This is a genomic window from Bradyrhizobium sp. 2S1 (genome assembly GCF_011516625.5).
In the GTDB taxonomy this organism is placed as follows: domain Bacteria; phylum Pseudomonadota; class Alphaproteobacteria; order Rhizobiales; family Xanthobacteraceae; genus Bradyrhizobium; species Bradyrhizobium septentrionale.
In genome coordinates this window covers 7,992,426-8,008,891 of record NZ_CP147717.1, presented here as the reverse complement: position 1 = coordinate 8,008,891, position 16,466 = coordinate 7,992,426, and the positions used below count along the sequence as shown (strand labels likewise).

General features: G+C 64.3%; 18 protein-coding genes. 10 read left to right on the top strand and 8 right to left on the bottom strand.

Annotated features, from left to right (window positions below):
• Positions 1–89 precede the first annotated feature (89 nt).
• Positions 90–1,472 carry a LysM peptidoglycan-binding domain-containing M23 family metallopeptidase gene (locus HAP54_RS37905; RefSeq protein WP_166295827.1) on the top strand — a complete coding sequence of 461 codons (1,383 nt, stop codon included), beginning with the start codon at positions 90–92 and terminating at the stop codon, positions 1,470–1,472.
• Between the two features lie 97 nt (positions 1,473–1,569).
• Here HAP54_RS37905 and HAP54_RS37900 read toward each other — a convergent pair whose 3' ends face one another.
• The gene (locus tag HAP54_RS37900; RefSeq protein WP_166295824.1) at positions 1,570–2,541 is read right to left on the bottom strand and encodes an ATP-binding protein; all 972 of its coding nucleotides are present in this window, start codon (positions 2,539–2,541) and stop codon (positions 1,570–1,572) included.
• Positions 2,542–2,731: 190 nt separating this feature from the next.
• Here HAP54_RS37900 and yajC point away from each other — a divergent pair, with 190 nt between their 5' ends.
• Genes yajC through HAP54_RS37875 form a run of 5 tightly spaced genes read left to right on the top strand, consistent with a single transcriptional unit; the run spans position 2,732 to position 7,022 of the window.
• The gene (yajC, locus tag HAP54_RS37895; protein WP_166295821.1) at positions 2,732–3,088 is read left to right on the top strand and encodes a preprotein translocase subunit YajC; all 357 of its coding nucleotides are present in this window, start codon (positions 2,732–2,734) and stop codon (positions 3,086–3,088) included.
• Positions 3,089–3,128: 40 nt separating this feature from the next.
• Positions 3,129–4,733, top strand: coding sequence for a protein translocase subunit SecD (secD, locus tag HAP54_RS37890; protein WP_166295818.1), 1,605 nt, complete (start codon positions 3,129–3,131; stop codon positions 4,731–4,733).
• A 10-nt stretch (positions 4,734–4,743) separates the two neighbouring features.
• Positions 4,744–5,772 (top strand): protein translocase subunit SecF, encoded by a 1,029-nt coding sequence (secF, locus tag HAP54_RS37885; protein WP_166295815.1) that lies wholly within the window; start codon positions 4,744–4,746, stop codon positions 5,770–5,772.
• A 6-nt stretch (positions 5,773–5,778) separates the two neighbouring features.
• Positions 5,779–6,162 (top strand): Mth938-like domain-containing protein, encoded by a 384-nt coding sequence (locus tag HAP54_RS37880; protein ID WP_166295812.1) that lies wholly within the window; start codon positions 5,779–5,781, stop codon positions 6,160–6,162.
• Positions 6,159–7,022: a phytoene/squalene synthase family protein gene (locus HAP54_RS37875; protein WP_166295809.1), complete on the top strand. Its 864-nt coding sequence runs from the start codon at positions 6,159–6,161 to the stop codon at positions 7,020–7,022. The genes HAP54_RS37880 and HAP54_RS37875 overlap by 4 nt, the downstream gene beginning before the upstream one ends.
• Positions 7,023–7,066: 44 nt before the next feature.
• On the opposite strand, the gene HAP54_RS37870 is transcribed toward HAP54_RS37875, so the two are convergent.
• The 4 genes from HAP54_RS37870 to HAP54_RS37855 form a co-directional block, all read right to left on the bottom strand.
• Positions 7,067–7,522 (bottom strand): DUF1488 family protein, encoded by a 456-nt coding sequence (locus tag HAP54_RS37870; RefSeq protein WP_224741598.1) that lies wholly within the window; start codon positions 7,520–7,522, stop codon positions 7,067–7,069.
• Positions 7,523–7,525: 3 nt separating this feature from the next.
• Positions 7,526–8,629, bottom strand: a complete 1,104-nt coding sequence (locus tag HAP54_RS37865; RefSeq protein ID WP_166295806.1) for a serine/threonine protein kinase — start codon at positions 8,627–8,629, stop codon at positions 7,526–7,528.
• A gap of 5 nt (positions 8,630–8,634) precedes the next feature.
• Complete coding sequence (trmFO, locus tag HAP54_RS37860; protein WP_166295803.1) at positions 8,635–10,068, bottom strand: methylenetetrahydrofolate--tRNA-(uracil(54)-C(5))-methyltransferase (FADH(2)-oxidizing) TrmFO; 1,434 nt, start codon at positions 10,066–10,068, stop codon at positions 8,635–8,637.
• A 110-nt stretch (positions 10,069–10,178) separates the two neighbouring features.
• Positions 10,179–10,331 carry a DUF1127 domain-containing protein gene (locus HAP54_RS37855; protein ID WP_016846063.1) on the bottom strand — a complete coding sequence of 51 codons (153 nt, stop codon included), beginning with the start codon at positions 10,329–10,331 and terminating at the stop codon, positions 10,179–10,181.
• 720 nt (positions 10,332–11,051) lie between these two features.
• Here HAP54_RS37855 and HAP54_RS37850 point away from each other — a divergent pair.
• Entirely contained in the window at positions 11,052–11,336 is a 285-nt protein-coding gene (locus HAP54_RS37850) for a hypothetical protein (protein WP_029082674.1), read from the top strand.
• A gap of 164 nt (positions 11,337–11,500) precedes the next feature.
• Here HAP54_RS37850 and HAP54_RS37845 read toward each other — a convergent pair whose 3' ends face one another.
• Together HAP54_RS37845 and HAP54_RS37840 are read right to left on the bottom strand one after the other, a co-directional pair.
• Positions 11,501–12,316, bottom strand: coding sequence for a lytic murein transglycosylase (locus HAP54_RS37845; protein WP_166295800.1), 816 nt, complete (start codon positions 12,314–12,316; stop codon positions 11,501–11,503).
• Between the two features lie 230 nt (positions 12,317–12,546).
• Positions 12,547–13,458, bottom strand: a complete 912-nt coding sequence (locus tag HAP54_RS37840; RefSeq protein ID WP_166295797.1) for a DUF2189 domain-containing protein — start codon at positions 13,456–13,458, stop codon at positions 12,547–12,549.
• A gap of 289 nt (positions 13,459–13,747) precedes the next feature.
• Between HAP54_RS37840 and HAP54_RS37835 the strand changes: the two genes are divergently transcribed.
• Entirely contained in the window at positions 13,748–14,155 is a 408-nt protein-coding gene (locus tag HAP54_RS37835) for a DUF3597 domain-containing protein (protein ID WP_029082671.1), read from the top strand.
• Between the two features lie 102 nt (positions 14,156–14,257).
• Positions 14,258–15,049 (top strand): fumarylacetoacetate hydrolase family protein, encoded by a 792-nt coding sequence (locus HAP54_RS37830; RefSeq protein ID WP_166295794.1) that lies wholly within the window; start codon positions 14,258–14,260, stop codon positions 15,047–15,049.
• A gap of 11 nt (positions 15,050–15,060) precedes the next feature.
• Here the strand turns inward: HAP54_RS37830 and HAP54_RS37825 are convergent, their stop codons facing one another.
• Positions 15,061–15,333, bottom strand: a complete 273-nt coding sequence (locus HAP54_RS37825; protein ID WP_166295791.1) for a GNAT family N-acetyltransferase — start codon at positions 15,331–15,333, stop codon at positions 15,061–15,063.
• Positions 15,334–15,433: 100 nt separating this feature from the next.
• Between HAP54_RS37825 and HAP54_RS37820 the strand changes: the two genes are divergently transcribed.
• On the top strand, positions 15,434–16,378 hold the full coding sequence (locus tag HAP54_RS37820; RefSeq protein WP_166295789.1) for a tetratricopeptide repeat protein: 945 nt from the start codon (positions 15,434–15,436) through the stop codon (positions 16,376–16,378).
• The last annotated feature ends 88 nt before the right edge of the window (positions 16,379–16,466 follow it).

The following is a 16,466-nucleotide window of genomic DNA, read 5'->3' as shown; positions in this document are numbered from 1 at the left end:
TGCCAACGCCTTATTCGCAGGGTTAAGCGGTTATTTACTCGGTACGTGTTTACTCAAAACAGTCTTTTGTTGCGTACGAGTGAGTAACCATGTCTGGGGTTGTCGAGTTGCTTCGCTCGCGTCGCGTGCCGCAGGTTGCGGTGCTGACGCTGATGTCCATCGCTTTTGCCGGTTGCAGCGCCGATATGTCGTCGCGCTTCTCGCAAAACTCCTACTCGCAAAATCCGTTTGCGCTTGATCCGCAGCCGACCGGCACCGTGCAGCAGCAGGCACAGCCGCCGCGCGAGCTGCCGCAATACGCACGGCCGCGCACCCAACCGCAGTATTCCCAGTATCAGTCACAGCCATTGCCGCCGCCGGTTGCGGCGCCGCAATCCTATCCGGTCGCCGGCGCTGGCGTCTCCGGCGGAGGGCGCGGGCTTTCGTCCTACACCCCGCCGCCCGCGCGCCCGCAGATCGAAGCCACCGGCACCGTTCCGCGTTCGGTCGCCGCGGCGCATGCCGGGCATAACGGCACCACCATCATCGTCGGCACCAGCGATACGCTGGACGTGCTGGCGCGCCGCTACAACGTCTCGTCGGCCGAGATCCTGCGCGCCAACGGTTACAAGGGACCGCGCGCGCTGTCGCCTGGCCAGCAGCTGATCATTCCGCGCCCGACGGCGTCAGCCGCGGCACCCGCGATGGCGGCGCCGGCCGCGCGTCCTGTTGCCGTGGCAGCCGCGCCTGCCGGCATCCACTATGTCAATCGCGGCGACACGCTGCACAGCATCGCGCGCCAGCACCACATCCCGGTCGCCGAGCTTGCCCGCGCCAATAATCTCGATCAGTCGGCGCGGCTCAGCCTCGGCATGAAGATCGTCGTGCCCGGCGCCAAGACTGCGATGGCGGCTCCCGCGCCCGTTGCGCAAGCTGTTGCTGCTGCGCCCGTCGCAGCGGCCCCGGTGCCGGCCCTGGCAGCTCCGAAGGTCGTCGCCACCGCGCTGCCGCAGCAGAGTGCGCGGCTGGTTCAGCCGACCGCGACTGTCGAACAGCCCGTTGCTGCCGCAGAAGCGCCCGCAGCCACCAAGTCGAGCGAAGCCACCGGCGCATTGCCGACCTTCCGCTGGCCGGTGCGCGGCAAGGTCATCACCGCCTATGGCTCGAAGACCAACGGCAAGGTCAATGACGGCATCAATGTCGCTGTGCCCGAAGGCACGCCGGTGAAGGCGGCGGAAGACGGCGTCGTCGCCTATTCGGGCAACGAGCTGAAGGGCTACGGCAATCTGGTGCTGGTCCGCCATTCCAACGGCTACGTCACCGCCTACGCCCATGCCAGCGAAATCCTGGTCAAGCGCGGCGATACCATCAAACGCGGCCAGGTGATCGCCAAATCCGGCCAGTCGGGTGAGGCGGGTTCGCCGCAGCTCCACTTCGAAATTCGCAAGGGGGCGTCTCCGGTCGATCCGCTCCAGTTCCTCAACGGCGCATAAGTTACGCGCCGGGACTTCCAAGGGACTTCCAAGTCTCACAGCAAAGACAACGGGGGAAGCGCAAGCCTCCCCCGTTTTGTTTTGATCGTTGATGCGATTACTGGCCGGCGAGCCGCACGCCGAGCCGGCCCGCCAGTTCCTGGGTGTATTGCCAGGCGACGCGGCCGGAGCGCGATCCGCGGGTGGTCGACCATTCGAGCGCCTCGCGCTCGAGTTCGTCTTCGGCGATCTTGATGCCGTAGTGGTCGCAATAGCCCTTCACCATTGCGAGGTACTCGTCCTGGCTGCAGCGATGGAAGCCGAGCCAGAGGCCGAAACGGTCAGACAGCGAGACCTTTTCCTCGACCGCTTCGCCCGGATTGATCGCGGTCGAGCGTTCGTTCTCGATCATCTCGCGCGCCAGGAGATGCCGCCGGTTCGAGGTCGCATAAAGGATGACGTTGTCGGGGCGCCCCTCGATACCGCCTTCGAGCACCGCCTTCAGCGATTTGTAGGAAGCGTCGTTGCCGTCGAAGGAGAGGTCGTCGCAGAACACGATGAAGCGGAATGACGAGCTGCGCAGCAGCTCCATCAGGCCGGGCAGGCTCTCAATGTCCTCGCGGTGAATCTCGATCAGCTTGAGCCGGTCGGCCGGCTTGCGGTCGACATTGATGCTGGCATGGGTGGCCTTCACCAGGGATGACTTGCCCATGCCGCGGGCGCCCCACAGCAGCGCATTGTTGGCGGGCAGTCCGTTGGCGAAGCGCTCGGTGTTCTCCATCAGGATATCGCGCATCCGGTCGACTCCCTTGAGCAGGCCGATCTCGACGCGGCTGACGCGTGGCACCGGGGCCAGGCGCCCATCCGGGTGCCAGACAAAGGCGTCCGCGGCACTGAGCGACTCGGCCGGATCGGCGGCCGGGGAGGCAGCCGAAAGCCGGCTCGCAATGGTCTCCAGGGCGTTCGCGATCCGCTCGGCGGTCGCGCCGTCGAGCGGCGTTTCCGGGCGTTTTGTCGCGGCTTTCGCAGCGCGTTTGCCGGCGGTTTTGGGGGCTGCTTTACTGGTGGTTTTTTTGGCTTTTTTCGGCATTTGTCCAGTTCCTGACGGCGCAGCCTTATCGGGCTGGCGGCGGTCCCGCAAGCGCCCTAAATGAAGGTCCGTTAACGTTGCAATTGGGACCGCGGCCGCTATAGTCCGCGCGAATTTGTCCGGACCGCCATACCGCCCCGAACCTGAGGGCGCTGCCGGTTCTTTCCCGTCTTATCCGAGGATCGTCCGAATGCTGATTACTCCTGCGTTTGCTCAGGCTGGAGCTGGCACTGATACCAACAGCATGTTGATGTCGCTGCTGCCATTCGCGCTGATCTTCGTCATCATGTACTTCCTGATTCTGCGCCCGCAGCAGAAGAAGGTGCGCGATCACGCAGACCTCGTGAAGAACATCCGCCGCGGCGACACCGTGGTGACCTCGGGCGGCCTCGTCGGCAAGGTGACCAAGGTGGTCGACGACGACCAGATCGAGTTCGAGATTTCGGACGGCGTTCGCGTGCGGCAGATGCGCCAGATGATCTCGGGCGTGCGGACCAAGGGTGAGCCGGCGAAGGGCGACGCCAAGGACGAGGCATCCGCGAGCTGATCGCCGCGGAGCCTTTTGCCGAATCTGACAGGTCAATTCGATGTTGTATTTCACGCGGTGGCGAGCGCTGGGGATCATCCTGACAGCGCTGGTGGTCTGCCTGTGCGCCGTGCCCAATTTCTTTCCCGAGGCGCAGGTGAAGACCTGGCCGGCCTGGGCGCAGCGGCGCCTTGTGCTCGGCCTCGACCTGCAGGGCGGCTCGTATCTGCTGCTCGAGGTCGACGCCAACTACGTGAAGAAGGAGAAGCTCGAGCAGGTTCGCGACGATGCCCGGAAGGCGCTGCGTGACGCCCGGATCAGTTTCACCGGGGGCGTGCAGATCCGCAACGACGGCGTCGAGGCTAGGATCGCGAAGGAGGCCGACGTTCCAGCGGCGTTGGCGAAACTTCGCGAGGTCGCGCAGCCGATCGGCGGCCTGCTTGGCTCCAGCGGCCAGCGCGACGTCGACGTGACCGATGCGGGCGGCGGCTTGATCCGTCTGACCGTGTCGCAGCCCGCGATGATCGAGCGGATGCGCAAGACCATCGAGCAGTCGATCCAGATCGTCGAACGCCGCGTCAACGAGCTCGGCACGGTCGAGCCTGTGATCCAGCGTCAAGGCACCGACCGCATTCTGGTGCAGGTGCCGGGTCTGCAGGACCCGACGCGGCTGAAGAAGCTGCTCGGCGAGACCGCCAAGATGGATTTCCGGATGGTCGACACTTCGGTGTCGCCCGATCAGGCCCAGCAGGGCCGGGTGCCGCCGGACTCCGAACTGTTGATGAGCGCGTCGCCGCCGCCGGTTCCGTATGTCGTCAAGAAGCAGGTTCTTGTTTCCGGTGGCGAGCTCTCCGACGCCCAGCCCGGCTTCGACCAGCGCACCGGCGAGGCGATCGTCAGCTTCAAGTTCAATACGTCGGGCGCCCGCAAATTCGCTCAGGCGACCGCCGATAACGTCGGGCAGCCGTTTGCGATCGTGCTCGACAACAAGGTGATCTCGGCACCCGTGATTCGCGAGCCGATCACCGGCGGACAGGGCCAGATCTCCGGCAGCTTCAACGTGCAGTCGGCCAACGATCTGGCGATCCTGATGCGCGCCGGCGCGCTACCGGCGCCGCTGACCGTGGTCGAGGAGCGCACCGTCGGTCCCGGCCTCGGGCAGGACTCGATCGAGAAGGGCGAGCTCGCGGCCTATGTCGGCTCGATCCTGGTCATCGTGTTCATGCTGCTCACCTATCGGCTGTTCGGGGTGTTCGCCAACATTGCCGTGGCCATCAACGTCGCCATGATCTTCGGGCTGCTGTCGCTGCTCAACGCCACGCTGACCTTGCCCGGCATCGCCGGCATCGTGCTGACCGTCGGCATCGCGGTCGACTCCAACGTGCTGATCTATGAGCGCATCCGCGAGGAATTGCGCGGCGGCCGCAACGCGATCTCGGCAATCGACGCCGGCTTCAAGCGGGCGCTGGCGACCATCCTCGACTCAAATATCACCACCTTCATCGCTGCCGCCGTGCTGTTCTACATCGGCACCGGACCGGTGCGCGGCTTTGCCGTGACGCTCGGTATCGGCATCATCACCACGGTGTTCACCGCCTTTACCCTGACGCGCCTGATCGTCGCCGGGTGGGTGCGGTGGAAGCGGCCGCAAACCGTGCCGATCTGAGAGGCCTGTTGTGACTCATATCGTTCTCATTGGCCTTGGCATCCTGATCGCCGTGCTGACCGTGGTCGCGGTGCTCGGCCTGCTGCCGGCGCTGCGTATCGTGCCCGACGATACGCATTTCGATTTCACGCGCTTCCGTCGCATCAGCTTCCCGATCTCGGCGCTGCTCTCGATCCTCGCCATCACCCTGTTCTTCACCCACGGCCTGAACTTCGGCATCGACTTCAAGGGCGGCACACTGCTGGAAGTACGGGCCAAGTCCGGCACCGCCGACATCGCCGGGATGCGCACGACCTTGAACGGTCTTGGTCTCGGCGAGGTGCAGTTGCAGCAATTCGGAGGTCCGGCCGAAGTCCTGATCCGTGTCGCCGAACAGCCCGGCGGCGATAAGGCGCAACAGGATGCGGTGACGAAGGTGCGGGGCGCGCTTGGCGAATCCGTCGAATACCGGCGGGTCGAAGTGGTAGGACCGCGGGTCTCAGGCGAACTGCTGGCGTTCGGCATGCTCGGCCTGATGCTCGCGATCGTCGGCATCCTGATCTATCTCTGGTTCCGGTTCGAGTGGCAGTTCGCGCTCGGCGCCATGATCGCTAACGTCCACGATATCGTGCTGACGATCGGTTTCATGTCGATCACTCAGGTCGATTTCGATCTCACCAGTATCGCGGCGCTGCTGACAATTCTCGGTTATTCGCTCAACGATACCGTCGTCATCTATGATCGTATCCGCGAGATGCTGCGACGTTACAAGAAGATGCCGATGCCGCAGCTTCTCAACGAATCGATCAACTCGACGCTGTCGCGCTCGATCATCACCCACGTCACCGTGACCCTGGCGCTGCTCGCGCTGCTGCTGTTCGGCGGCCAGGCGATTCACAGCTTCACTGCGGTGATGATGTTCGGCGTCGTGCTGGTCGGCACCTACACCTCGATCTTCATCGCGGCGCCAATCCTGATCTATCTTGGTGTTCACACCACGCGGGGCGAGGCGCAGGATGCGCCGGCCAAGAAGCCGGACGCGGCGGCAGCCAAGAAGTAGCCGGTCATGAACAACTCCTCGGACGCTCCCCATCTTCCGAGGTCGGCGCCGATCGAGGCTTACGGCAAGGGCGGCTTCGCGTTCGCCGATATGTCGCACCGCGGCTCGCTGCTGTGCCTGCCTGACGCGATCTGGGCCTGGCCGGTGACCAGGCCGCAGGAGATCGACGAATATTCGCTGCAGAAGGTGTTCGCATCAACCAATGCGATCGACACGCTGATCGTCGGCACCGGCACCGAGGTCTGGGTACCGCCAAAGGGCCTGCGCGAGGCCCTGCGCGCGGTGCGGGTGGTGCTCGACCCGATGCAGACGGGGCCTGCGATCCGCACCTACAACATCATGCTTGGCGAGCGGCGCCGCGTCGCGGCGGCGCTGATCGCGGTGCCATGAGCGCGGCGGAGGCGCCAAAGGACGGCGCGGCCTTCTGCGCCGATCTGGTGCGCACCCATGACTTCGTGCGCTACGCGTCGACCCTGTTCATGCCGGGGCCGGAACGCCGGGCGCTGCTCGCGCTCTACGCCTTCAACATCGAGGTCTCGCGCGTGCACGAGCAGGTCAGCCAACCGCTGCCCGGCGAGATGCGGCTGCAATGGTGGACCGACATGCTGGCCGGGGCGGGGCATGGCGGTGTCGAAGGCAATCCGGTCGCAGCCGAACTGCTGCAGGCGATCCGCAATCACCGCCTGCCGGTCTCGCCGTTGTCGCAGCTGGTCGAGGAGCACCAGTTCGATCTATACAACGACCCGATGCCGTCGCTGGCCGCGCTCGAGGGCTATCTTGACGCTACGGCGTCTGCGCTGTTCTCGGAGGCCACGCGCATCGTGGCGCGGCCATCGGAGGCGATCGATCACCTGGCCCGTCATGCCGGCCTTGCCCAGGGCATGGCGCAGGTCATCGCGGCGCTGGGCCGCGACGCCTTGCGGCAACAGCTGTTTCTGCCGCTACCGCTGCTTCAGCAGCACGGCAGCAGCAAGGAAGAGGTGTTTCTCGGCAAGCCGACGCCGAACATCCGTGCGGCGATCGATCAGCTCGCGGACGAGGCGCAGGCCCATCTCAAGACCGCATTCGGGCTGCTTGCGGATGTCCCGTCGGGCGTGCGGCCGATCTTTCTGCCGCTCGCTCATGTCAGGCGCGAGCTGAACCGGGCGAAGAGGGCCGACAACGATCCGTTCCTGCCGCAGCCGGTCTCGCGCCTGCGCACGCTCTGGACCTTGTGGCGAGCTGCGCGCACCGAGGAATTCGGTCGCTAAAGCATCATCCCGAAAAGTGTGAAGCGGTTGCGCGGAGGTGATGCTCAACTTTGCTCTTTCGCGATGTGCTTGGTGAAGATCCGGATCGTTGCGCCCCTGACCACCGGACCGCTTTCAAAGATGTCGGACGCGATCATCTCGATGGCGTCGCGCAGCGCAACGAATTGCGCCTGCCGGGCCAGGCTCGGTGTTCCGCGCGTGCCGGCCAGCTCGTCCATTGCGGCATCGCTGATCTGGCATTCAATTTCCTGATCGCCGTGCATCATGGTGAATCCGAACGCCAGGCGTTCGGAATTATATCCCCCGATACGGCCACGGGTGAGTGGCATTAAGCTTGTTCCTTGAGGCGCGCTAGCCCCGCAAGATTGGCGCGTCGAGCTGCGTTTGTCGAGAGTGTGCGCGCTAAAGCGCGATGAGATTGGGTTGGATCGTCGTCGCGCTTTAGCTTGTTGTTTGAGCATGATCTTTTCGGAAAACCGCTTCGCACTTTTCCGGATCATGCTTTAGCGCGCCGGCCGATCCATCTCGGCTACTTCAAAATTGAAGCGATCGCGCAGATTCTTGCGCTGCTCGAGGATGTCCTTGAGGAACTCGCGATCGGCGTCGCTGCGCATCATCGGCTCGATCAGGTCGATCTGGTTCATGGCGACGAGCTGCAGGATTTCGGTGCGCGGCTTGCCGGCCGCATCGCGCGGCAGCGCATGCACGATCTGGATGTGTTCGGGCGGCTTGACGCCCTTGGCTGCAGCAAGCTCGCTGCGCAGCGTCCGTTCCAGCGCGGACTGGTCGGCCTCGACGAAGGCATAGAGCCCGACGCCGACGCGCCGGTCGGCAAAGGCGACGATCGCGGTGTCGCGCACATCAGGATTCCTGCGGATCAGATCGACCAGCACCGGGGCGTCGTTCACCAGCCGCCGGCCGCCGCCCTCGCGGTCGGTGAAATTGAAGATGCCGCGGGTCACAGCCTGATAGACCTTCTTGCCGGTCCTGAGCCAGATGCTGGCGACCGCCGACTTCTTGGCGAGCACCTTGCGCTCCTTCGGCGTCAACGCCTCCGGCGCGTAGCTACGCTTGTGCTTCAAGAGATGCCGCAAATCCTCATAGGCCGCGATGCGGAACAGCCGGCTTCGGCTCTTGAAGCAGGCGGCGAGTTGGAAGTCGGTGAGGTAGGCGCGGCCGTCGCGGCCGACCAGCCAGTTCTGCTCCTTGGCGAGGTCGTTGTGGCAGATGCCGGCGCGATGCAGCTTGCGCAACGCGGCCTTGGCGGAGCGGAAATAAGCGACGTCGCCGTGCGGCTTCGCCAGATGCAGCGCCGCGCCGTCGATGAAGCCGCGCACCAGCGCGCGCTTGCCGGCCCACAGCAACTTGGGACCGACGTCGAGGTCGCGCGCCAGCGTCAGCGCGCGGCGTTCGCGCGAAAACAGATGCAGCGCCACGAGGAACGACCAGAACGGCACCTGGTCGAGCCGGCGCAGCACGCCGTCGACCTCGCCGTCGTCGGCGCGGAAGCGGCCGCGCTCGACGGTCGAGAACACATCGCGCTTGAGCAGGACACCCTGGCGCCATCGCGCCGACAGCGTCGCGTCGTCGTCTTTCGGCAAGCTCATGATGGTCAGGCCGCCGCTGCAATGCGCAGGTGCTCTGCGATCCAATGGTCGAGGTCGGCGAGCGCCCGCGCGCTGATCGCCTGCTTCTTGGCGACCGTCTTCTCGTTGCCGCGCAGTCGCGAGCCGTCCGGCTTCTTGGTCGGAGGACTGGCCAGCGGCGGGAACAGACCGAAATTGATATTCATCGGCTGGAACGAGCGCGGGCCGGATTCGATGGTTTCGATATGGCCGCCGGTGATGTGGCCGAGCAACGCGCCGAGTGCGGTCGTGGCCGGCGGCGGCGTCAGCGCGGCGCCGCGCATCTCGGCGGCGGCGCAGAGCCCGGCAATCAAGCCGACGCTGGCCGACTCGACGTAACCCTCGCAGCCCGTCATCTGCCCGGCGAAGCGCAGCCGCGGCTGCGCGCGCAGCCGCAATTGCCCGTCGAGCAACTTTGGCGAATTGAGGAAGGTGTTGCGATGCAGGCCGCCGAGGCGGGCGAACTCCGCCTGCTCGAGGCCCGGGATGGTGCGGAACACACGCTGCTGCGCGCCGTGCTTCAGCTTGGTCTGGAAGCCGACGATGTTGTAGAGCGTGCCGAGCTTGTTGTCCTGCCGCAGCTGGACGATCGCATAGGGCTTGACCGTCGGATTGTTCGGATTGGTCAATCCGACCGGCTTCATCGGCCCGTGGCGCAGTGTTTCGTGACCGCGTTCGGCCATCACCTCGACCGGCAGGCAGCCGTCGAAATAGGGCGTGTTGGTCTCCCAATCCTTGAAGTCGACCTTCTCGCCATCGAGCAGCGCCGCGACGAAGGCGTCATACTGCTCCTTGGTCATCGGACAGTTGATGTAGTCGGCGCCGGTGCCGCCGGGGCCGACCTTGTCGTAGCGCGACTGAAACCAGGCCACCGACATATCGATGGAATCCTTGTGCACGATCGGCGCGATCGCGTCGAAGAACGCGAGCGCGCTCTCGTCGGTCAGCTGCCTGATGGCGTCGGCGAGCGGCGCCGAGGTGAGGGGACCGGTGGCGATGATGACGTTGCTCCAGTCGGCCGGCGGCAGGCCGGCGACTTCCTCGCGGCTGATCTCGATCAGCGGATGTTCGTTCAGCGCCTTGGTAACGGCGGCGGAAAAGCCGTCGCGGTCGACCGCCAGCGCGCCGCCGGCGGGCACCTGGTTGGCGTCGGCCGAACGCATGATCAGCGAGCCCAGCCGCCGCATCTCGGCGTGCAGCAGCCCGACCGCGTTGTTGGCGGCATCGTCGGAGCGGAAGGAGTTCGAGCAGACCAGTTCGGCGCAGCCTTCGGTCCGGTGCGCCTCGGTCATCCGGTGCGGGCGCATTTCATGCAGGACGGCGCGGATGCCGGCTTTGGCGACCTGCCAGGCGGCTTCCGAGCCGGCGAGCCCCGCGCCCACGATGTGCACGGGTTGGGAAGAGGATTGATGCGGTGTCATCGCGCAGCGTTAGCGCGTTTTGATTCCATATGCATCTGAAACCGCGCCAAAAACGATAACGCCCGCTGCAGGAGCGGGCGTTATCCGTTCATCAGATGGCTTGCGGCCGATTAGCCGTTGTAGGTACCGGCGGCAACGCGCGGAATGTCCGAGCGGTCGAGGCCGATATCGGCCAGTTCGCGATCGCTGAGCTGGGACAGTTCGCTGACATTGCGCTGATAATCCCGGAAAGCCTGGATCATGCGGATGAGCGAGAGCAACATGGTAGTCTCCTAGTAGTTCCGATTCAGCTTTTCAACGCCTCATCGTTGAAGTGAATATAGATGATATGGTGCAGCGCGGTAGTTCCAATGGTGCGATGCAGCTAAGCTCAAACGCATGGCGGAGGTAAGCTTCGATTAACCGTTCCGGACATCCGGGCCAGGCCCCCGGACGGACGTTCCGTAGGATCTGCATCTCCCGGAGAAATATTCCTGAGATCAGTAGGTTAATGGAATTTTAGCGTGTCTAAGGACTTTGCTTGTATGGTAAGCAAGGACCGTTCAATCAACTTCTGGCGCACCCATTAGAGACGGATCACTTCGATGTGTTCCATGCGTGATTCGCATGCAGAATCGTGTCATAAGAATGATCTTAAGTTCACTGCATCATCTCGACGGCGCTGAATGATTGCAGCGTCAATCGGTCGCATTGACCCGAGAGGTAATTCGATCCTGTGGCCGCCTCATATTCGGCATGTTACGCAGATCGACTTGCTGATTACCGGAAACGCGCTTCGGTTGAAGTGAACAGCTGCAGCAAAGCTAATGCGGCGGCGCTTCCTTACCGACATGTAATCAAAACACTATGCAACGCATGCGCGATCCGCGCGCAACGCTCATCACATTTGGATCGCACGAAGTTCATTCTGAACGCTGCCGGGAACAGCGATAAATCGTTCTGCAGATTCCGCAATCACGCTGGTCTCTGTTCAAGAACAAAAGATGGAACATCTCATGATCAAGACATTGATCGCAGCAGCCACCGTAGCTGCCGTTGCTTACGCCGTCGCTCCCGCTCAGGCCGCGCATCATCATCATGCGGGCCTCGGCTGCAGCGGTGACAACCTCGGCAAGACCGAAGCCGCTGTCGAAGCTATGGCCGACAACGAGGTCAAATTCGCGGCGGAGAAGGAAGTCTCGCTCGCCCAGGATGCGATGCTGAACAACAAGTGGGGCGCATGCGGCGCGCACCTCAGCAAGGCTGCAGAAGCCAGCATGGCGAAGTAAGCTTTTGATCATGGCGATAAGGGCCGATTGCCTGGGGCGATCGGCCCTTTTTGATTCATCCGGGCAGGATCAGCGCTGATCGAACCGGCGCCGAAGTTCGGGCTTCTCGTCTTGGCTGTCGTTCCTGGCTCGCCGCCACGCAAGCTGGTGCGAACTCCAAAGCGCTATGGCGCCTTGGCGAGTTGGGTGGCGAAGTAACCGATCGTCCGAGCGTAAATCTCGCTCTTGTTCCACTGCTGGATCACCGCAAAATTCTCGCTGCCGGGCTCCCAGCCCTTGCCCTGCTTCCAGCCATGGCTCTTCAGGAAATTCGCCGTCGACGCCAGCACGTCGGGCACGTTGCGCAGGAGATCGCGCTTGCCGTTGCCGTCGAAGTCGACCGCGAACTTGATGTAGGACGACGGCATGAACTGGGTCTGGCCGAGCTCGCCAGCCCAGGCGCCGCGCATCTCCTGCGGCGCAAGATCGCCGCGCTCGACGATGCGCAACGCATCCATCAGCTCGGCCTTGAACATGTCGGAACGGCGGCAATCATAGGCGAGCGTCGCCAGCGAGCGCATGGTCGCAAACTTGCCGGTGTTGACGCCGAAATCGGTCTCCAGCCCCCAGATCGCGACCAGGATTTCGCCCGACACGCCATAGGCCTCCTCGATTCGCGACAGCACCGAGCCGTAGCGCTTCATCATGTCGGAGCCGCGGTTGAGGCGCGGCGGCACCATGCGGCCGGAGAACTGCTCGAACGTCTGGCTGAACACCTGCTGCGAGTGGTCGCGGGCCAGGATCGCCTTGTCCTGCGTGACGCCATTCAGCCCGGCCTGGATCGCGTTCTGCGAAATGCCCTTCGCCGCAGCCTCCTTCCTGAAATCGTCGAGCCAGGACTCGAACGTGCCCGTGCCGCACGGGGCGGCGAGCGCAGACGCCGTCGAGGTCACGAGCCACGCCCCGATGGCGAGCGTGCGAAAGGAAAGGTGAGAGGTCATCGGGCAATTCACTCCGGAGTCTGCGATGTCATCGATTGGTCGCGGAATCCGGCGGTATGTTCGCGGCAACAGCGGCCAAAACAAGGCTCTTGATCGATCGATTTATCTCAGATGGCGCTGCAAATGCCACGCCAATCTCAAATCCATTTGACGGTCAGGGCAACAAAACCGCCGGCCAAGCATCGGCCGGCGGTTGCTTTGACGTTCACGAGTTCACATTCGGCCAGCGCTTACCCGCGATCGCTGCGCCGCCACGGGAACAGGTTGGCGGGGAAGTCCGCGGCGGGCTTGCGCTCGCGCGGCTCGGGAATCACCGGCCGCGCATTCGGATCCTTGACGATGACCTCGCGATAGAGATGCCAGGTGGCGTGACCAAGCAGCGGGATCACGACGGCAAGCCCGAGGAAGAACGGGATCGAGCCGAGCAGTAGCAGCACCGCGACGATCAGGCCCCAGGCGGCCATCGGCACCGGGTTCTGTGCCACGGCGCGCATCGACGTCACCATCGCTTCGCCGGCGCTTGCCTGGCGGTCCAGCATCATCGGGAAGGCGACCACGCTGATGCACAGCGCCACGAGCGCGAACAGGAAGCCGACGCTGCAGCCGACCACGATCAGCCACCAGCCTTGCTGGGTGGTCAGCACGCGCGCGGCAAAATCGGGGATGTTGGCCGCGGTCTCATAGCCGAACACCGCCGTGTAGATCGCCTGGGCGGTCGCGATCCAGGTCACGAACAACGCGAACAGCAGCGTTCCGCCCCCGAGCATCGCGCCGAACGACGGCGACCGGAATACCTCCAGGGCGTCCCACGCGGACGCTTCCCCGCCGTCCTCGCGGCGGCGGCTCATCTCGTACAGACCGATCGCGGCAAACGGGCCGAGCAGGGCAAAGCCCCCGGCCAGCGGAAACAGCAGGGGCAGCACGGAATAACCGTGCACCGTGCGCGCCAGCACGAGGCCGAGCACGGGATAGATCAGACACAGGATGATGGCGTGGCTTGGCACCGCCTTGAAGTCTTCCCAGCCGAGACGCAGCGCATGATGCAAATTGGACAGGCCGATGGTGCGGATGACAGGCGCAGACGCGGTGCCTTGTCCGCTCGGCGTCATCGATGTGACATTGCCTTGGTATTGACTGGCCATGGTCGTTGTCTCCCTCTGGACGGTCGCATTTTGCGCCCGGCACGCGGGCACAAACGTACCGCCTCTCGAAACGATCACGAGCAAGCCAGACGCGAAAGACAAAGCAGGGAACTGGCCGTGTCGCGAACTGTGCATTGAGGCTACTCCCAAACCGCGCCAAAAGCACTCACGCTTAAGTGAAATGTCGCATTGGCAGGCTATGGTGGGGGCGATACACTTTATCGGCGACCTCGGTCAGGCGTCCCAGCGCCGTCTGGCCTTCACATCTCAACTCTCTTGGGAGCGAACGATGAGCATTTTCGGAAAAATCATGGGCGCGATCTTCGGCAGCAGCGCGAGTGCCGCGCCCGCCGGCGGCACCACCACAGCTCCCGCCGGAGGATCCGGCAGCACGTCGCCGTCTCCCGCCGCAGTGCCGGCCGGTGCGGCGCCCGCCCAGTCCGTTGACGTCGCCCCGATCCTCGACAAGGCGGTCGCCGCGAAGGGCGAGAAGCTCGAGTGGCGGACCTCGATCGTCGACCTGATGAAGGCGCTCGACATCGATTCCAGCCTGTCGGCCCGCAAGGAGCTCGCCAAGGAGCTCGGCTATTCCGGCGACACCAGCGATTCCGCCAGCATGAACATCTGGCTGCACAAGCAGGTGATGGGTAAGCTCGCCGCCAATGGCGGCAAGCTGCCTCCTGATATCAAGCACTGACGGGACAGCGATCCCGCACACGGCCAGGGCCCGCGCCAGCGCGGGCCCTTTTTCATGGGGCGGCGAACATCTATAGATCGGCCAACAACAAGGAGAACGCCCATGACTGATCTCGACCGCCGGACCATGCTTGCGACCGGCGCCTTTGCACTGGCCGGCGCCGCCGCGCAATCCGCGCCGGCCCACGCGCAGGCCGGACCGAAGGCGATATTTCCGGTGCCGGCGGTGACGATCCCGATCGTCGGCGAGGCCGAGGTGTTCCAGGTCCGCCGCATCTACTGCATCGGCCGCAACTATGCGGCGCACGCGATCGAGCGCGGCTCCGATCCGACGCGCGAGCCGCCGTTCTTCTTCCAGAAGCCGACCGACGCGATCCAGAACGTCGCCGTTGGTACCGTCGCCGATCATCCCTATCCCTCGCTGACCAAGAATTACCACCACGAGGTCGAGCTGGTCGCGGCGCTGAAATCCGGCGGCACCAATATCCCTGCCGAGAAGGCGCTCGATCACGTCTATGGCTACGCGCTCGGGCTCGACATGACGCGGCGCGATCTGCAGAACGGCATGGCCGCGGAGAAGAAGCCGTGGGAGATCGGCAAGAGCTTTGACCACGCGGCGGTGCTTGGGCCGATCCACCCGGCTGATAAGATCGGCCACTTCACGCAAGGCGCGATCTCGCTCGCGATCAACGGTACGGTGCGGCAGAGCTCGGATCTGAAGAACATGATCTGGAGCGTCGCCGAGCAGATCGCAAAGCTGTCCGAGGCGTTCGAGCTGAAGGCCGGCGACATCATCTATTCCGGCACGCCGGAGAATGTCGGCCCGGTCGTCAAGGGCGACGTGCTGCTCTGCAAGCTCGAGGGCGTGCCGGACATGTCGATCAAGATCGTCTGACGGATAAGGCGCTAGCCCGCAAGATCCGCATATTCCGGATGCTTGCCGAGATAGTCCACCACGAAGCCGCAGCCGGCGATCACCTTGTGGCCGTCGGCGCGGATCAGCTCCAGCGCCCCCTTGACCAGCTCCGAGGCGATGCCGCGGCCGCGCAGGGCGCGGGGCGTCTCGGTATGGGTGATGATCACGGCCGACGGCGTTCGCCGGTAGTTCGCAAAGGCTGTACCGCCCTCGGTGTCGAGCTCGAAGCGCCTCTCGGCCTTGTTGTCGCGGACGGCAGCCATCGCAAAATCCCGGTTGATTCACAGGCCCTGATCTAAGCGCGTGAACCCGCCGGTGCAAAGCCGCGACCAACCCGCAAATTGGCATTTGTGGATTGACGATATGCGCATTTTGGCCTGCCTGACCGCCGCATTGCTCGGCGCCGCCCTGACGCTGCCAAATCTGCGGCAAGCCGCCGCCGGCGACGATCCGAACTGGCAGGCCTGCGTCGGCCTGACGACGGCGCCGGGTGACCGTGTGACGGCCTGCAACGCCGTGATCGACGGCAAGACCGAGACCGGCAAGCGGCTGGCCGGGGCCTATTGCAACCGCGGCCACGGCCTGACCGAGAAGCGCGAGCTCGACGCCGCGCTCGCCGACCTCAACGAGGCGATCAAGCTCGATCCTGCCTACGCCTGCGCCTATTCCAATCGCGGCCGCGTCTACGCCTTCAAGCGCGATCTCGATCATGCGATGGCCGACTACGACGAGGCGATCCGTATCGATCCGACCTTCGCGCTGGCCTACAACAATCGCGGCGACGCCTGGGCTACCAAGGGCGATCTCGACCGTGCGCTGGCCGATTTCAGCCTCGCCATCAAATACAATCCGCAGCTCGCGACCGCCTATGGCAATCGGGGCTTTGCCTATTTCCGCAAGCGCGATGCGGCGCATGCGATCGCCGACTACACCACTGAGATCAAGCTCGAGCCCAACGTGCTCGCCTATATCAACCGCGGCAATGTCTATCGCGACATCAATCAGCTCGACCGCGCCGCTGCCGACTATGGCGAGGCGGCGAAGATCGCGCCGACGGACGCGCGCGGCTGGCGCAACCGCGGCCTGATCCGCCTCTATCAGGACGACATCAAGGGCGGGATCGCCGATTACGACAAGGCGCTGCAATACGATCCGAATGACGCCTATTCCTGGAGCAACCGCGGGCTAGGCAAGATTCAGCTTGGCGACAAGAAGGGGGCCGCGGCCGATTTCCGCAAGGCGCTCGAGCTGCGGCCGGATCTCAAGACCGCCCAGGAGGCGCTGGAGCGCCTCGGCGCGGCACGGTGAGGTTCGATCCGGTCGGCCGGCGCTTCTGCCGCGTCGCACACAGCTTGCCAGGGCCTTGCGGGCCGATACGGTTCGATTAGGTTTGATA